The sequence below is a fragment of the Methylobacterium trifolii genome (assembly GCF_022179685.1).
Taxonomy (GTDB): Bacteria; Pseudomonadota; Alphaproteobacteria; order Rhizobiales; family Beijerinckiaceae; genus Methylobacterium; species Methylobacterium trifolii.
Map to the genome: position 1 here is coordinate 1 of NZ_BPRB01000004.1, position 14,704 is coordinate 14,704.

The following is a 14,704-nucleotide window of genomic DNA, read 5'->3' on the forward strand; positions in this document are numbered from 1 at the left end:
CGCTCTTCGCGCCCTGAAGCCGCCAGAGCGGCTTCGAACGATTGCCCTGACGCCTGCTCTCCCCCTGCGTTGACCGGGACCCGCGCAGATATGCTAGTGCCGCCCCATGAAGCCGCGCCCGTCGCGAGACGGTGGCCGGCTTGCCCCGGCATCCCGAAATCCCATGACCAGCACCTCAAGCCCTTCCGCGATCGAGCGCTACAACGCCAAGGACTCCGAGCCGCGCTGGCAGGCGGCCTGGGCGCAGGCGCGCCTGTTCGAGACGCAGAACGACGACCCGCGCCCGAAATACTACGTGCTGGAGATGTTCCCCTACCCGTCCGGGCGCATCCACATGGGCCACGTGCGCAACTACGCCATGGGCGACGTGGTGGCGCGCTACAAGCGGGCGCGGGGCTTTTCCGTGCTGCACCCGATGGGCTGGGACGCCTTCGGCCTGCCCGCGGAGAACGCGGCCATGGAGCGCAAGGTCAACCCGCGGGAATGGACCTACGCCAACATCGCCACGATGCGCGGGCAGTTGCAGTCGATGGGCCTGTCCCTCGACTGGAGCCGCGAGATCGCCACCTGCGATCCCGACTACTACAAGCACCAGCAGCGCATGTTCCTGGACTTCCTGGACAAGGGCCTGGTCACGCGCCGCACCGCCAAGGTGAACTGGGACCCGGTGGACCACACCGTGCTCGCCAACGAGCAGGTGATCGACGGGCGCGGCTGGCGCTCGGGCGCCCTGGTGGAGCAGCGCGAGCTGACCCAGTGGTTCTTCAAGATCACCGACTTCGCCCAGGACCTCTACGACGCCCTCGACGGCCTGGAGCGCTGGCCGGAGAAGGTCCGGCTGATGCAGAAGAACTGGATCGGCCGCTCCGAGGGGCTGGAGGTCCGCTTCGCCCTGAGCCGGGCGGTCGCGGGCGTGGCCGAGGCGGTCACGGTCTACACCACCCGGCCCGACACGCTGTTCGGTGCGAAATTCCTCGCTGTCGCCGCCGAGCATCCGCTTGCGGCAGCCCTGGTACATGCCGACTCGGCGTTGCAAAAATTCATCGCCGAGTGCCGGCGCATGGGCACGGCGCAGGCGGCCATCGACACGGCCGAAAAGCTCGGATTCGACACCGGGCTGACCGTGCGCCACCCCCTCGACCCGTCCTGGGAACTGCCGGTCTACGTCGCGAACTTTGTGCTGATGGAGTACGGCACCGGCGCGGTGTTCGGCTGCCCGGCCCACGACCAGCGCGACCTCGACTTCGCCAACAAGTACGGCCTCGGCAACACCCCCGTGGTCTGCCCGGAGGGCCAGGACCCGGACGCCTTCGTCATCACCGACACGGCCTATGACGGCGACGGGCGGATGATCAATTCCCGCTTCCTCGACGGGCTGGGCACCCGTGAGGCCTTCGAGGCGGTGGCCAACCGCCTGGAGGGCGAGGTGCTCTCCGGCGAGGCGGTGGCCGCGCGCAAGGTGCAGTTCCGCCTGCGGGACTGGGGCGTCTCGCGCCAGCGCTACTGGGGCTGCCCGATCCCGGTCATCCACTGCGAGACCTGCGGGCCGGTGCCCGTGCCGGTGGACGACCTGCCGGTGACGCTGCCCGAGACGGTGTCCTTCGACCAGCCGGGCAACCCCCTGGAGCGGGACCAGGCGTGGCGCAGCGTGCCCTGCCCCCGCTGCGGCGCGGCGGCCCGGCGCGAGACCGACACCATGGACACCTTCGTGGATTCGTCCTGGTACTACGCCCGCTTCACCGCCCCCTGGCTCAAGGATGCGCCGACGGACCGGGCCATGGTCGACCATTGGCTGGCGGTGGACCAGTATATCGGCGGCATCGAGCACGCGATCCTGCACCTGCTCTATTCGCGCTTCTTCATGCGGGCGATGCGCGAGACCGGGTGGTCCGGCGTGTCCGAGCCCTTCGCCGGCCTGTTCACGCAAGGGATGGTGGTCCACGAGACCTACAAGGACGCGGCCGGCGCCTGGGTGCCGCCGGCCGACACGAAGTTCGTCACCGAGGGCGGCGAGCGCCGGGCGTTTCACGTGAAAACCGACGCGCCCCTCGCGATCGGCCCGATCGAGAAGATGTCGAAGTCCAAGAAGAACGTGGTCGACCCGGACGACATCATCGCCTCCTACGGCGCCGACACCGCCCGCTGGTTCATGCTCTCGGACTCGCCGCCGGAGCGGGACGTGATCTGGACGGAGGAGGGGGTTCAGGGCGCCGCCCGCTTCGTCCAGCGGGTCTGGCGGCTGGTCAACGCGGCCGCCGCCTCAACAGGGGACGGCGCCGCGGACGCGGCCTTGCGCAAGGCGGCGCACCGGGCGCTCGCCTCCGTGGAAGAGGACGTGGAGCGCCTGCGCTTCAACCGCTGCGTCGCCCACGTCTACACCCTGGGCAACGCCCTGGAGGAGGGCCTGCGCGGCGCCGCCTCCCGCCCGGCGGCCACAGAAGCCGCCGGCATCCTGGTGCAGCTCATCGCGCCGATGATGCCGCATCTGGCCGAAAGCTGCTGGGAGGCGCTCGGCCGTTCGGGTCTCGCGGCCCAGGCGCCCTGGCCGGAGGTGGACCGGGCGCTCCTGGTCGAGGACGCGATCACCCTGCCCGTCCAGATCAACGGCAAGAAGCGCGCGGACGTGACCGTGCCGCGGGACGCCGACGCCAAGGCCGTGGAGGCTGCGGTGCTGGCCCTGGAGGTCGTCCAGCGGGTGCTGGAGGGCAAGGCCCCGCGAAAGGTCATCGTCGTGCCGGGGCGGATCGTGAACCTCGTCGTCTGAGGCCGCGCCGGATCAGGGGGCGGCGGGCGGCGCCACCGTCGCCTCCTGCCCGTTGTCGCGCAGGGCCTGAGCGATGACGCCGCCGGACTTCATCGCCTCGACGAAGGCGCTCAGATACGCGGCTCCCGCGGGCCGGCCCTTGGGCAGGCCCATGGCCTGGGCGATCTCCATGAACCGGCCGGGCAGGACCCGCACCTCCGGGTGGGCCGCAGCGTAGGCCTCTAAGGGCTGTCGCACGCCGGCCGCCGCCTCCAGCTTGTCCTGCGCGAACAGGGCGATGGCGGCGGGCGAGGTCGGGGCCCGCACCAGGGTGGCGTGGCGGATCGCCCGCGTCAGGAACAGGTCGTAGGCGCTGCCGCCCCCCACCGCGACGCGCACGCCGTCCCGGTCGACGGCCTCCAGGGTTTGAATCTCGGAAGCCGCCGGGACGAGGTAGCCGCCCTCGATCACCACGTAGGGGGCGGTGAAGGCGATGTCCTCGGCGCGCTTGGGATCGACGGCCAGGAAGCAGACGTCCCACACCCCGGCGGTGGCCGAGCCTGACACCGCCCCGGCGCCGTCGTAGGTCACGAAGGCGACGGGCACGCCGAGCCTGTCCGCCAGCACCCGGGCGAGGTCGACGGAGACGCCCGAGACCGCGCCGTCCTGCGGGTCCTTCCGGGCGAGCACGGAATTGCCGAGGTTGATCGCCGCCCGCAGGGAGCCGGTCGGCGCGAGGTCGCGCAGGACCTCCGGCGAGACCTCGCCCGCCTGCGCGGCACCAAGGGTCAGGGCAAGCGCGGCGGCGGTAACGATCCGCATGGGCTGGAGTCCTTCCGTGATCCCGTAGCTCGCCTCACACCCCGTCCGCCTTCCGCTGCCTGCGGCGGCGGACCAGCATGTTGAGGCCCTCGACGCCGGCCGAGAAGGCCATCGCCGTGTAGATGTAGCCCTTCGGCACGTGCGCCCCGAAGCCCTCGGCGATCAGCGTCATGCCGATCATGATGAGGAAGCCGAGGGCCAGCATCACCACGGTCGGGTTCTTGGCGATGAAGGCCGAGAGCGGCTCGGCCGCCACCAGCATCACGATCACGGCGACCACGACGGCGATCATCATCACCGGCACGTGCTCCGTCATGCCGACGGCGGTGATGATCGAATCGATCGAGAACACGAGGTCGAGGAGCAGGATCTGGCCGATGGCCGCGGCAAAGCTCAGGGAGGCGGCCGAGCCCGCATCCTTGGGCGTCGGGTCCACGCTCTCGTGGATCTCCTTGGTGGCCTTCCAGAGCAGGAAGAGGCCGCCGCCGATCAGGATCATGTCCCGCCAGGAGATGCCCTTGCCGAGTACCGTGAAGACCGGCTCGGTCAGGTGGACGATGAAGGCGACGGTGCCGAGCAGGCCCAGCCGCAGGACCAGCGCCAGGCCGATGCCGATGCGCCGGGCCTTGGTCTGGTGCTCGGGCGGCAGCTTGTTCGTCAGGATCGAGATGAAGATCAGGTTGTCGATGCCGAGCACCACCTCCATCACGATGAGGGTGGCGAGCGCCGCCCAGACCGTGGGGTCGGCGGCCAGTTGCAGGAGGTTGTCCACGGGGGCTTGCGACTCGCGATCAGAGGGGAAGGAAGCCGTGGCCGGCCGCACCCGGACGGCTCGCGGGGTCGGGCGAGAGGATCTTGAGGATCTTCGGCAGCACCTTGAAATGGGCCGGCGTGTAGGTGGTCAACTCGCCGTCCGTGTTCACGGGCCGGGGCTTCTTGGTGGTCAGCACGATCTCGGTGGTCTGGAAGGCGCGCACGTCCTCGGCCCGGCCGTGCGTGCCCCGGCGCAGGGCCGGCAGCAGGGCGAGCAGGCGCCACCAGTGGTCCACCTCCAGGCTGTAGAAATCGAGCTTGCCGTCGTCCACGGTGGCGGTCTCCTCCACCGTCATGCCGCCGCCGTAATGGCGCCCGTTGCCGACCGAGACCTGGATGGTCGTCACCTTCTCGACGCGGCCGTCATGCTCGATCGTGACGGTGAAGGGCCGCACCCGGCGCAGGATGCGGAAGGCGGCGATGCCGTAGCCCAGCGTCCCCCAGGTCTTCTTCGACTCGGCGGTGAGGCTGCCCGCCAGTTCCGCGGAGAAGCCGATGCTCGCCACGTTGAAGTAGTAGTGGCCGTTGACCCAGCCGAGGTCGACCGGCCGGGCTTCCGCCGTGGTGATGACACGGGCCGCCGCCAGGGGGTCCAGGGGCAGGCCCAGCGAGCGGGCGAGGTCGTTGGCGGTGCCCAGCGGCAGGATGCCGAGCGGCAGGCCGGTCTCCACCAGGGCGGGGGCCGCCGCGTTCATGGTGCCGTCGCCGCCGCCGAGGATGACGAGGTCCACCTCCTTCGCGTGGCGGCCGATCAGGGCTTTGCAATCCGCTTCGGGCGGCGGCTCGACCGGCTCGATGCCGCCGGCCCGCAGGATGGTGCGCACCGCGTCGAGGGAGAAGCCGCCGTTGCGCGCCTTGGCGTTGCAGACGAGGAGGGCCCGGCGTGAGGGGGCGCTCATCGGGCCGCCGGCGCGACGCGGGGACGGGACTGGGGTGGTGCCACGGTCGTCTGTTCTCCGATGCGTTCGCGCCGCGTCCGCGCAAAGGCAGGGAAGAAGTCCGACATCACGACCGACGCCTCGATCGCCAGAGGGGCCCGGACCCGTGGTGAGGCGAACTTGGGTGTTTCCCGCCCGATCGCAACCCCGGACCTCCCGGCAAATCCGCGGCCGTGCCGGGCTTGCCGGCGTTTGCGACGGGACGATGCCGGAAATCCTTGCCGGCCGATCGCCTCCCGTGGCATTCCGGAGACACCGACGGGCCGAGTTCCCGCCAGGGGCGCAAAACCCCGCCTGCCGGACCGATCCGACGGAACCCGTGGCGCATCCGGCGGCGTTTCACGGGAGCCAGACCCCTGCCCCGCCTGGCCGCGACCCGGTGATCCCATGCGCCCCGCCCGCCCGTTCGCCTCCGTCGCCGTCCTGATCCTCGCGCTCGCGTCCGCCGGCGGCGCGCGGGCGCAAGCGCGACCGGGCTGGGTCGACCCGCCGGCCCGGCAGGCCGCGCCATCGACGCCGGCCGCCCCCTCCGCAGCCGTGCCGGACACCAAGCCCGCCCCCGACAGGGGCGCGACGGCGGAGAAGCCGCCCACCGAGGCCGCCCCGCCCCGATCCGTGGCCGAGCGGTCGGCACTCCGGCGCGCGGAACGCCCGCGGCCGCGCAGCCGCGTCGTCCGCCGGGGATCGCCGCGGCTCGCCGACACGCCGGCCGCGGCCGTGCCGGCGCCGGCCGCCGACCCGCGCTTTTCAGGCTGGGCCGGCGAGGCGCAGGCGCTCACCGCCGACTATCTCGACGCGTTCTCCGGCGGCGGGATGATTGCCGGCACGCCGCGCTTCTACGGTTCGCAGGTGCGCTTCCACGGGCGCGCGATGACTCTGGGCGCGCTGCTCGCCGAGAAGCGGCAGTTCGCCCTGCGCTGGCCCGACCGGCGCTACGAGCCGCGCTCGACCCGCACGGCCTGCAACGCGGCGCTCGCCACCTGCGTCGTGCACACGGTGGTGGCGTTCCGCGCCGCCAGCCCGACCCGCGGCGCCCTCTCGCAGGGGGTGGCTGAACTGGTGCTGGAGGTGAGCTTTGCCGGCCCGCGGCCGACCATCGTCGCCGAGTCGAGCCGCGTCCTGCGGCGCGGCGGCAACGCCTGAGCTTCCCTTGGACGCGCAAGGTTTTTCTCGCGAATCGCGGGACACGCCGCGCAAGGACACCTAGATCGGCCCGATGACAGCTTCGGCCCCGGCACAGGACGCGGAACCAGTCCGCGCGGCGCGCCCCACCCTCGAGGGCGCGGACCGCGCCGGCCTCCATGAGAAAATCCGCTCCGCGATCGCGCAGAGGCGCCCGCGGCCCGTCTCCCTGCGGACCCTGGAACTGCTGGCCGCCGCCTCCGTGGAGCCGGCCGCGACGGAGCCCGGCTACCGCATCGTGGACCGCCACGGCGCCCCGCGCCTGCGCACGGCCGAGGACGGTGCCGCCGTCTTCATGACCCTGGCCGACCTCGCCGACGCCCTCCAGGCCCAGCACCCGGCCCTGTTCCTGCCACCGGAGCCGGTGGCCGAGCCGGCCCCTGCCCCGGAGGAGCCCAAGGAATCCCCCCTGATTGCCGGGGCCTCCGAGATGCGGGCGGCCACCGCGCGCTTCGTCGAGACCCAGTCGGACCGGGCGCGATCGCTCGCCGAGCGCTCCTCGGTGCAGGGCCGGGCGCTGGCGCTCTCCGCCGCCGGGCGCTTCGCCGGCCTGCGCATGCGGCTGGGCGAACGGCTGAAGCCGGGCCCCGGTGCCGAGCCGGGGGCCGCCGCCCCGGCCCTTCCCCCGGCCGTACAGAAGCCGGATGCCGCCGCGGCCTGGAACGCGCGTCTGAGCGGGATCGGCGACGCCCTGCGCGGGCGGTTCCGGCGTCTGCGCTCCGCCGATCCGGGCGATCCCGACCACCTCCATCGCCGCTGGCTCGCCGGCACGCTCGCCGCCGTCCTCGTGGCGGTGGCTGCCGCCGGGCTCGTGGTGGCCACGCGACCGGGCACCGACGGGACGCCCGCATCCCAAGGGGCATCCCAAGGGGCATCGCAAGGGGCATCCCAGGCCGCGCCCCAAGGTACGCCCAGCGCAGCCAAGCCCCCGCCGGAGGCCGCGCCGCCGGCCGGCCCGGCCGAGGGCGACCCGCGCGCGGCGGCCGAGACCGTCGAACCGCCCGAGGCGCCCCCGCCGCCTGCTCCGAACGCGATCACCGGGCAGGTCCAGGTCATCGACACCGCGACCCTGCGGATCGGGCCCAAGCTCGTGCGCCTCTTCGGCGTCGAGTGGGTCCGCGGGGGCCAGGCGGAGGAACTGGCCAAGTACATCGCCGGCCGGCCCGTCACCTGCCAGCCCGCTCCGGGCAGCGAGAACATGATCTGCCAGATCGAGGGCCGCGACCTCTCCGAGGTGGTCCTGTTCAACGGCGGCGGCCGCGCCTCGTCGGAGGCGACCCCCGACCTCGTCGCGGCCGAGGACCACGCCCGCAGCGAGCGCCTGGGCGTCTGGAAGCGGTAGCCGTCCGGGCACGGCCCTCGGCGCGTGCCGGGACACCCTTGCGCAAATCCCGGCGCTCGCCCTCAATGCCGCCCTCGCGGCGGATGGGGGTGGACCATGGATCTCTCGGCGGGCTTGAGCGTCTTCGCGGTGGTGGTCGCGGTGCTGGCGATCGTCACGCTGGCGGCAGCCGTCAACATCGTGCCGCAGGGCCACGTCTACACCGTCGAGCGCTTCGGCCGCTACGCGCGCACCCTCGAATCCGGCCTCGGGCTGATCCTGCCCTTCGTCGAGCGGATCGGGCGGCGGGTGAACGTGATGGAGCAGGTCATCGAGGTGCCGAGCCAGGAGGCGTTCACCCGCGACAACGCCGGCGTCACCATCGACGCCGTGGTGTTCTACCAGGTGCTCGACGCGGCGCGCGCCTCCTACGAGATCTCGAACCTCGACGTCGCCACCCGCACCCTCACCATGACCAACATCCGCACCGTGGTCGGCTCGATGGACCTCGATCAGCTGCTCTCCCACCGGGACGAGATCAACGAGCGGCTGCTGCGGGTGATGGACGCGGCCGCCGCCCCCTGGGGGGTGAAGATGACCCGCATCGAGATCAAGGACATCGTGCCGCCGGCCGACCTCGCCGGCGCCATGGCCCGGCAGATGAAGGCCGAGCGCGAGAAGCGCGCCTCGGTGCTGGAGGCGGAAGGCCAGCGGCAGGCCGAGATCCTGCGCGCGGAAGGCCGCAAGCAATCGGCCATCCTGGAGGCGGAAGGGCGCAAGGAGGCGGCCTTCCGCGATGCCGAGGCCCGCGAGCGCTCGGCCGAGGCGGAGGCCAAGGCCACCGGCATGGTCAGCGAGGCCATCGCCAAGGGCGACATCGCCGCCGCCAACTTCCTGGTGGCGGAGAAGTACGTCGAGGCGGTGCGCGCCATCGCCACCGCGCCCAACCAGCGCGTGGTGGTGGTGCCGATCGAGGCGGCGGCCCTTGCCGGGACGCTCGGCGGCATCGCCGAGATCACCCGCAGCGTGTTCGGGGAGGGCGCCGCGCCGAACCGGGCGGGCCGGCCGCCGAACGTCGGCACCCCGCCGAGGGCCTGAGCCGTGCTCGCCGCCTATGCCGCCCTCGGCCCGGCCTGGACCTGGGCGATCGCCGGCCTCGCCCTGGCGGGTGCGGAACTCCTGGTGCCCGGCATCTTCCTGATCTGGCTCGGGCTGGCCGCCGTGCTGACGGGCCTGCTGGAGGCGGTGCTGCCCCTGCCCTGGCAGGCGCAGGTGCTGGCCTTTGCCGGGCTCTCCCTGGCCGCGGTCACGGCTTCGAGCCGCCTCGGGCGCCGCCACGTCCCGGTGCTCAACCGGGCCGACCGCGGCCTGATCGGCCGGGAGGGCGTGCTGACGGAGCCGATCCGGGACGGCGCCGGCCGCATCCGCTTCGACGACACCCTCTGGCGCGTCAGCGGCCCGGACCTGCCGGCGGGCGCGCGGGTGCGGGTGACGGGGATGGCGGGCACGGTGCTGACGGTGGCCGCCGCCTGATGCCCTGTCCGCTTGAACGAAGCCGACAGGGTATCACCAAGCCCGCGCGGCGCTTGAGCGAAGTCGAAATCCGCATCGCGAAGCGATCGAACGCATTTCATATGAGCCCATTGGAACGGCCGCCGGCCCGCGGAAGAACTGTCACATGGTCCGGCTAAGGAACGGGCAGCCCCCGGCGTGCGCGCCGGCCCGCGACCAGACGCCAGGTTCCCCAGCATGCCGACGACGATCCCCGCGGGCAACGCGAGCACGCCCTATACGATCACCACGCCCGACACCTACACCTTGGCGGCGGGTACGACGCGGACGCAGACGGCCGGCACAGGCATCCAGGCCACGGTGTCGACGGGCGCCACCACCCTCGTCGTAGATGGCTCCCTGGTGGCCACGGCCTCGGGTGCGCGGGCGATCCGCGCCGCCCTGAAGGACGGACAGCTGACGGTCGGCCCGAACGGCTTGGTCCAGGCCCTCGATGCCGACGCGTTCCAGGCGCAGGCCCTGTCCGGCGGGGTGCTCTCCACCGTCAACCTGACCAATCTCGGCCGCATCGTCTCCACGACCTCGATCACGGCGATCCGGCCCGTCTCCACGACGCAGCCGAGCGGCTACGCCCTCAACTACAACGCAGCGGTCGGGGCCTCGGGCGCCCCCGCGACGGACTTCACCAGCGGCGGCGTCATCACCAACGGCGCGGCGGGCGTCACCACGGCGCTGATCCGCAGTGACAGCGCCGACGCGATCCGCCTCGGCGCGCACCAGACGCTGGTCAATTACGGCACCATCGACGGCAACGGGCAGGTCAACGACTCGTCCGCCAACAACGCGCTCGCCGGGACCTCGACCGCCGAGCGCTACGACAGCTCGCGGGGCGTGCGCATCAACGCCGCGACCGCGACCAACGACCGGATCGACAATTACGGCACCATCACCGCCGCCCAGCACGCGGTCGACGTCGGCAACGCGGCCGCCACGAACGTCCTGGTGAACAACTTCGCCGGCGGGCAACTCGTCGGGCGCAACGGCTCGGGCGTCGGGGCCGACACCACGGGCGTTGCGGCCGGAACGGTGGTCGTCACGAATGCCGGCCTGATCCGGGGGGCCTACGCTCCGCTCTTCGACCGCGCGGGCCTGGCGACGCTCGACGGCGACGGGGACGGCGTCGACGTGGACGGCGGCGCCACCGTCACGAATCTCGCCGGCGGCATCATCGAAGGCACCGGGGCAGGGGGCAACGACAGTTCCGGCCGCCTCAACAACAGCGAGGGCATCTCCATCGGCGGCGGCACGATCACCAACAGCGGGATCATCCGCGGGGCCGGCTTCGGCATCGTCGTCAACAACGATTCCAACCCGAACGGCAGCCGCAGCGGCGTGCTGGCCACGCAGGTCGTCAACAACGCCGCCGGGAGCATCACCGGCCAGGGCGGCTACGCCATCCGCTCGGAGAACCGCACCGGGACCGCCGCCGGGGACGACGACGGAATCGTCAATTACGGCCGCATCGCCGGCAACGGCACCATCCCCGAGACGACGCAGACCGTCCGCCTCCAGAACGGCGCGGCCGACGCGGCCACGGTGGGCATCCTGGACGGGCGGACCTACACGGCCGCCGATGCCGGCTCGGTCCGCTTCATCCGCGGCGACGGCTCGGCCGTCCAGACCGGCGAGGGCGCCGACGTGCTCTCGAACTACGGCACCCTGACCGGTGGCACCGGCCGCGCCCTCAACCTCGAAGGCGGCGCCGACACCCTGAACCTCTACACCGGCTCCGTCGTCGCCGGCCGCCTCGACGGCGGCGCGGGTATCGACACCCTGAACCTGCGGCTCGACGACCGCTCCGGCGCGGACGCCGAGGCCGGCGCCAACAGCGGGGCCGTCACCGGAACGCTCGCCGACACGGTCGGCTTCGAGACCCTGAACGTCCAGGGAGGCGCCTGGACCGTCACGGACGCCGAGGCCTTCGCCTCCGGCGCCTTCGTCTCGAACGGGTCCGCCCTCGATGTCGCCGCCGGCGCCGCCCTGGACGCCGCCGTCACTGTCGCCTCCGGCGGCAGTCTCGGCGGCGCCGGACGGACGGGCGCCGTCACGGTGGCGGCCGGCGGCCTTCTCGGCCCGGGCGACGGGGCATCGGGCATCGGCACCCTGAGCACGGGCGGCCTGGGCCTCGCCTCGGGCGCCGCCTTCCGCGCGCAGATCGGGACCGCCGCCGATCAGGTCCGGGTCGCCGGCGGCGTCGACCTCGGCGGCGCCACCCTCGACCTCACCGCCCTGTCCGGCTTCGCGCCATCGCCGGGCCGCCGATACACCCTGGTCGACAACGACGGCGCCGACGCCGTCGCCGGCCGGTTCGTCGACACGGCTGGCCGCGCCCTCGGGGAGGGCGCCCTGGTCCTGCTCGGCGGGGCGGCCCTGCAGATCAGCTACGCTGGCGGCGACGGCAACGACGTGGTGCTGACGGACATCACCCAGGGCGGGGGCAGGACGCCGGTGCCCCTCCTCATCACCGGGACCGATGGGTCCGAGGCGCTTCTGGGCGATGCGGGCGACGACCGGATCGCGGGGGCCGCCGGCAACGACACCGTCTCGGGCGGGGCCGGCAACGACCTGCTCCTCGGCAACCTCGGCGACGACCTGCTGCTCGGCGGCCAGGGCCGCGACACCCTCTATGGCGGGCAGGGGGCCGATACCCTCTACGGCGGCCAGGGCGGCGACCTGGCCTTCGGCGACATCGGCAACGACGTGGTGCTGGGCAACCTCGGGGACGACACGCTCCTCGGCAACGGGGGGGCCGACACGCTGTTCGGCGGCCAGGGCAACGACCGGCTCTACGGCGGCCAGGGCGACGACGTCCTCTCCGGGGACCTCGGCGACGACGTGCTGTCGGGGGATCTCGGGGCGGACCGCTACGTGTTCGGCACGGCCTCCGGCCACGACGTCATCCTGGGGTTCGATGCCGGCCAGGGCGACCGGATCGCGCTCCAGGGCCAGAGCTACAGCTTCGGCACGGCTGCGGACGGCTCGGGCAGCGCGCTTCTCGTTCTGTCGGGCGGTGGAACGATCGAGCTGGCCGGGATCACGCAAGGCCAGGTCGGCGCCGGCTTCTTCGCCTAAGCCCCGCGGAGGCCGGGGCCGGTCACAGCCCCAGCGCCCCGCCGTCCGAGCGGGGATCGTGCATCGCCTCGATGCGGCCGTTGCGGGCGTGGCGCACCAGCATGCCGGCGTGTCCCAGGGAGTCGACATAGGGGCCGCCGAGTTCCTCGATCTCGTGGCCCAGCCGCGCGAGCCCCCGGATGCAGGCCGGATCGAAGCGGTCCTCCACCTTCACGCTGAGCGAGGGCGCGCCCCAGGTGCGCCCGTAGAGCAGGCGCGGGGCGTCCACCGCCTCGGCGACCGACATTCCGTAATCGGCGTAGCGGGAGAAGATCTGGGCCTGGAACTGGGGCTGGCCGTCGCCGCCCATGCTGCCGTAGGCCATGACCCGCCCGTCGTCGAAGCAGGCCAGGGCCGGGATCAGGGTGTGGAACGGGCGCCGGCCGGGCTCCAGCGGGTTCACCGCGTCCGGGTCCAGGGAGAAGGACATGCCCCGGTTCTGCCAGCAGATGCCGGTGGCGGGCAGCACCGTGCCGGAGCCGTACTCCCAGTAGACCGACTGGATGTAGGAGACGGCCAATCCCTCCCCGTCGATCGCGCCCATCCAGACCGTGTCGCCCTGGCCGGGATCGGGCAGGGGGATCGTGGCGGCCCGGCCCATGTCGATCCGCGCCGCCTCCTGCGCCAGGCGCTCGGGCGTGAGGAAGTCGGCCGGGTCGTGCCGCAGCCGGTCGAAGTCGGTCACCACCCGGTCGCGGATGGCAAACGCCCGCTTCGTCGCCTCGATCAGCCCGTGGTAATGGGCCGTGCTCTCCCCCTGCCGGACGTCCAGCCGGTCGAACAGGCCGAGGATCAGGAGGGCCGCGAGCCCCTGGGTCGGGGGCGGGAAGTTGTAGAGCACGGCGTCCCGCCGCCGGATCGCCAGGGGCGTGCGCTCCCGCGGGGCGTAGGCCTTGAGGTCGGCCCGCGTCACCGGGGCCTCCAGGCGTTCGAGGTCGGCGGCGATCTCGCGGGCGACGTCGCCGCGGTAGAAGTCGTCGAGCCCGGCATGGGCCAGCTGCTCCAGGGTCGCGGCCAGCGCCGGCAGGCGCCGGGTCTCGCCCACGGGCCAGGGCTTGCCGTCCTTGAGGAAGGTCGCCGCGAAGTTGGGGGCGTCGTGCAGGGTGTCGAGTTCCTGCGGGACGTAGCGCCCCTCGGAGGGCGAGACGGGGCAGCCCTCCCGGGCATGGCGGGCGGCATCCGCCAGAAGGGTCCGGAGCGGCAGCCGACCGCCGAGCGCGCGGGACAGTTCCATGGCGAGCCGCCAGCCGCCGACGGCGCCGGCCACCGTCACCATCGCGTCCGGGCCGCGGGCGGGAATCGCCTCGTATTCCTTCTCGCGGTAGCGGGCACGGGTGGCGAGGCTGCCCGCCGGCCCGCACGCCTCGATGCCGCGCACCCGGCCGCCCTTCTCCCGCACCAGCCAGAAGCCGTCCCCGCCGATGCCGTTCATGTGCGGGTAGACCACGGCGATGGCAGCCGCCATCGCCACCATCGCCTCGATGGCGTTGCCGCCCTGGGCCAGGACCGTCTGGCCGGCCCGGGCCGCGAGGTCGTGGGGGGCGGCGACGGCGCCGTGGGAGAAGACCGGTGTCTCGGGCATGGGGTCTCCGGAAGGCAGGGCTCGTGCCGACGAAGGATACGGCATCGGCTCGAGAAGTGGGCGCCGGTTCCGGGAAAAGGCGCTTCAAGACCGAAAACCGTCCGCGCTGCCCCGGCAAGGGCATCGCGTGCGATTCCCGTCCTGCGTGTTATGGTGACGCTTCGAACGCCCATCGCAGGCCGGACGTGATCGTGCTCGCCCGCCCACCCCAGGACACGGGACCACGCCGCCGCCGGGCCGCGCGCCTCGGCCTGTGCCTAGCCCTCGCCTGGTCCGCCCCGGCCTCGGGCCAGCAACTCGTCCCGGTGGTCCACGAGGGCGCGGGCGCCGATCCGCGGACTTCCGTCGCCCAGCCCGAGACCACCAGCCAGGCCTCGGGCGGCTACGTCCGCTCCGTCGAGCCCTCCCTCGGCCCGCTCGGCGACCCCCTCGGCCTGCGCCCGTTCCTGAAGCAGCGCGGGGTCGAGTACAGCCTGACCTACATCGCCGACGTGCTCGGCAACCCCACCGGGGGCATCCGCCGGGGCGCCATCGCCGAGGACCGGCTGAACCTGCGCCTCAACCTCGATCTCGGGACGATCGCCGGCTGGGAGGGGGCGACCGTCCACGCCAACGCCTAC

General features: G+C 72.9%; 10 protein-coding genes and 1 pseudogene. 7 read left to right on the forward strand and 4 right to left on the reverse strand.

What is annotated here, in order from left to right:
* Nucleotides 1-163 precede the first annotated feature (163 nt).
* A complete protein-coding gene (gene leuS / locus COGEMETH_RS00210) occupies nt 164-2,764 on the forward strand; it encodes a leucine--tRNA ligase (protein WP_238180607.1) in 2,601 nt (866 codons plus the stop codon).
* A 12-nt stretch (nt 2,765-2,776) separates the two neighbouring features.
* Here the strand turns inward: leuS and COGEMETH_RS00215 are convergent, their stop codons facing one another.
* Genes COGEMETH_RS00215 through COGEMETH_RS00225 form a run of 3 tightly spaced genes read right to left on the reverse strand, consistent with a single transcriptional unit; the run spans nt 2,777 to nt 5,277 of the window.
* Nucleotides 2,777-3,565 (reverse strand): ABC transporter substrate-binding protein, encoded by a 789-nt coding sequence (locus COGEMETH_RS00215; RefSeq protein WP_238180608.1) that lies wholly within the window; start codon nt 3,563-3,565, stop codon nt 2,777-2,779.
* A gap of 34 nt (nt 3,566-3,599) precedes the next feature.
* Nucleotides 3,600-4,337 (reverse strand): TerC family protein, encoded by a 738-nt coding sequence (locus COGEMETH_RS00220; protein ID WP_238180609.1) that lies wholly within the window; start codon nt 4,335-4,337, stop codon nt 3,600-3,602.
* A gap of 19 nt (nt 4,338-4,356) precedes the next feature.
* Nucleotides 4,357-5,277 (reverse strand): lipid kinase, encoded by a 921-nt coding sequence (locus COGEMETH_RS00225; RefSeq protein ID WP_238180610.1) that lies wholly within the window; start codon nt 5,275-5,277, stop codon nt 4,357-4,359.
* Between the two features lie 426 nt (nt 5,278-5,703).
* On the opposite strand from COGEMETH_RS00225, the gene COGEMETH_RS00230 reads away from it, so the two are divergent.
* The 5 genes from COGEMETH_RS00230 to COGEMETH_RS25525 all read left to right on the forward strand — a co-directional run bounded on the left by COGEMETH_RS00230 (nt 5,704) and on the right by COGEMETH_RS25525 (nt 12,463).
* Complete coding sequence (locus COGEMETH_RS00230; RefSeq protein WP_238180611.1) at nt 5,704-6,459, forward strand: hypothetical protein; 756 nt, start codon at nt 5,704-5,706, stop codon at nt 6,457-6,459.
* 73 nt (nt 6,460-6,532) lie between these two features.
* A complete protein-coding gene (locus COGEMETH_RS00235) occupies nt 6,533-7,840 on the forward strand; it encodes a nuclease (protein ID WP_238180612.1) in 1,308 nt (435 codons plus the stop codon).
* A 96-nt stretch (nt 7,841-7,936) separates the two neighbouring features.
* Nucleotides 7,937-8,917, forward strand: a complete 981-nt coding sequence (locus COGEMETH_RS00240) for an SPFH domain-containing protein (RefSeq protein ID WP_238180613.1) — start codon at nt 7,937-7,939, stop codon at nt 8,915-8,917.
* Nucleotides 8,918-8,920: 3 nt separating this feature from the next.
* Complete coding sequence (locus tag COGEMETH_RS00245) at nt 8,921-9,352, forward strand: NfeD family protein (protein ID WP_238180614.1); 432 nt, start codon at nt 8,921-8,923, stop codon at nt 9,350-9,352.
* 216 nt (nt 9,353-9,568) lie between these two features.
* The gene (locus COGEMETH_RS25525) at nt 9,569-12,463 is read left to right on the forward strand and encodes a beta strand repeat-containing protein (RefSeq protein WP_283214939.1); all 2,895 of its coding nucleotides are present in this window, start codon (nt 9,569-9,571) and stop codon (nt 12,461-12,463) included.
* Between the two features lie 22 nt (nt 12,464-12,485).
* Here the strand turns inward: COGEMETH_RS25525 and COGEMETH_RS00255 are convergent, their stop codons facing one another.
* Nucleotides 12,486-14,084: a gamma-glutamyltransferase family protein gene (locus COGEMETH_RS00255; protein WP_238180615.1), complete on the reverse strand. Its 1,599-nt coding sequence runs from the start codon at nt 14,082-14,084 to the stop codon at nt 12,486-12,488.
* 251 nt (nt 14,085-14,335) lie between these two features.
* On the opposite strand from COGEMETH_RS00255, the pseudogene COGEMETH_RS00260 reads away from it, so the two are divergent.
* Nucleotides 14,336-14,704: pseudogene (locus tag COGEMETH_RS00260) on the forward strand (carbohydrate porin); the annotation flags it as partial.

Bases quoted from the DNA above. Each gene is read 5' to 3' on its own strand.
- leuS (WP_238180607.1), top strand. From the start codon at position 164: ATGACCAGCACCTCAAGCCCTTCCGCGATCGAGCGCTACAACGCCAAG.
- COGEMETH_RS00215 (WP_238180608.1), bottom strand. From the start codon at position 3,565: ATGCGGATCGTTACCGCCGCCGCGCTTGCCCTGACCCTTGGTGCCGCG.
- COGEMETH_RS00225 (WP_238180610.1), bottom strand. From the start codon at position 5,277: ATGAGCGCCCCCTCACGCCGGGCCCTCCTCGTCTGCAACGCCAAGGCG.
- COGEMETH_RS00230 (WP_238180611.1), top strand. From the start codon at position 5,704: ATGCGCCCCGCCCGCCCGTTCGCCTCCGTCGCCGTCCTGATCCTCGCG.
- COGEMETH_RS00235 (WP_238180612.1), top strand. From the start codon at position 6,533: ATGACAGCTTCGGCCCCGGCACAGGACGCGGAACCAGTCCGCGCGGCG.
- COGEMETH_RS00240 (WP_238180613.1), top strand. From the start codon at position 7,937: ATGGATCTCTCGGCGGGCTTGAGCGTCTTCGCGGTGGTGGTCGCGGTG.
- COGEMETH_RS25525 (WP_283214939.1), top strand. From the start codon at position 9,569: ATGCCGACGACGATCCCCGCGGGCAACGCGAGCACGCCCTATACGATC.
- COGEMETH_RS00255 (WP_238180615.1), bottom strand. From the start codon at position 14,084: ATGCCCGAGACACCGGTCTTCTCCCACGGCGCCGTCGCCGCCCCCCAC.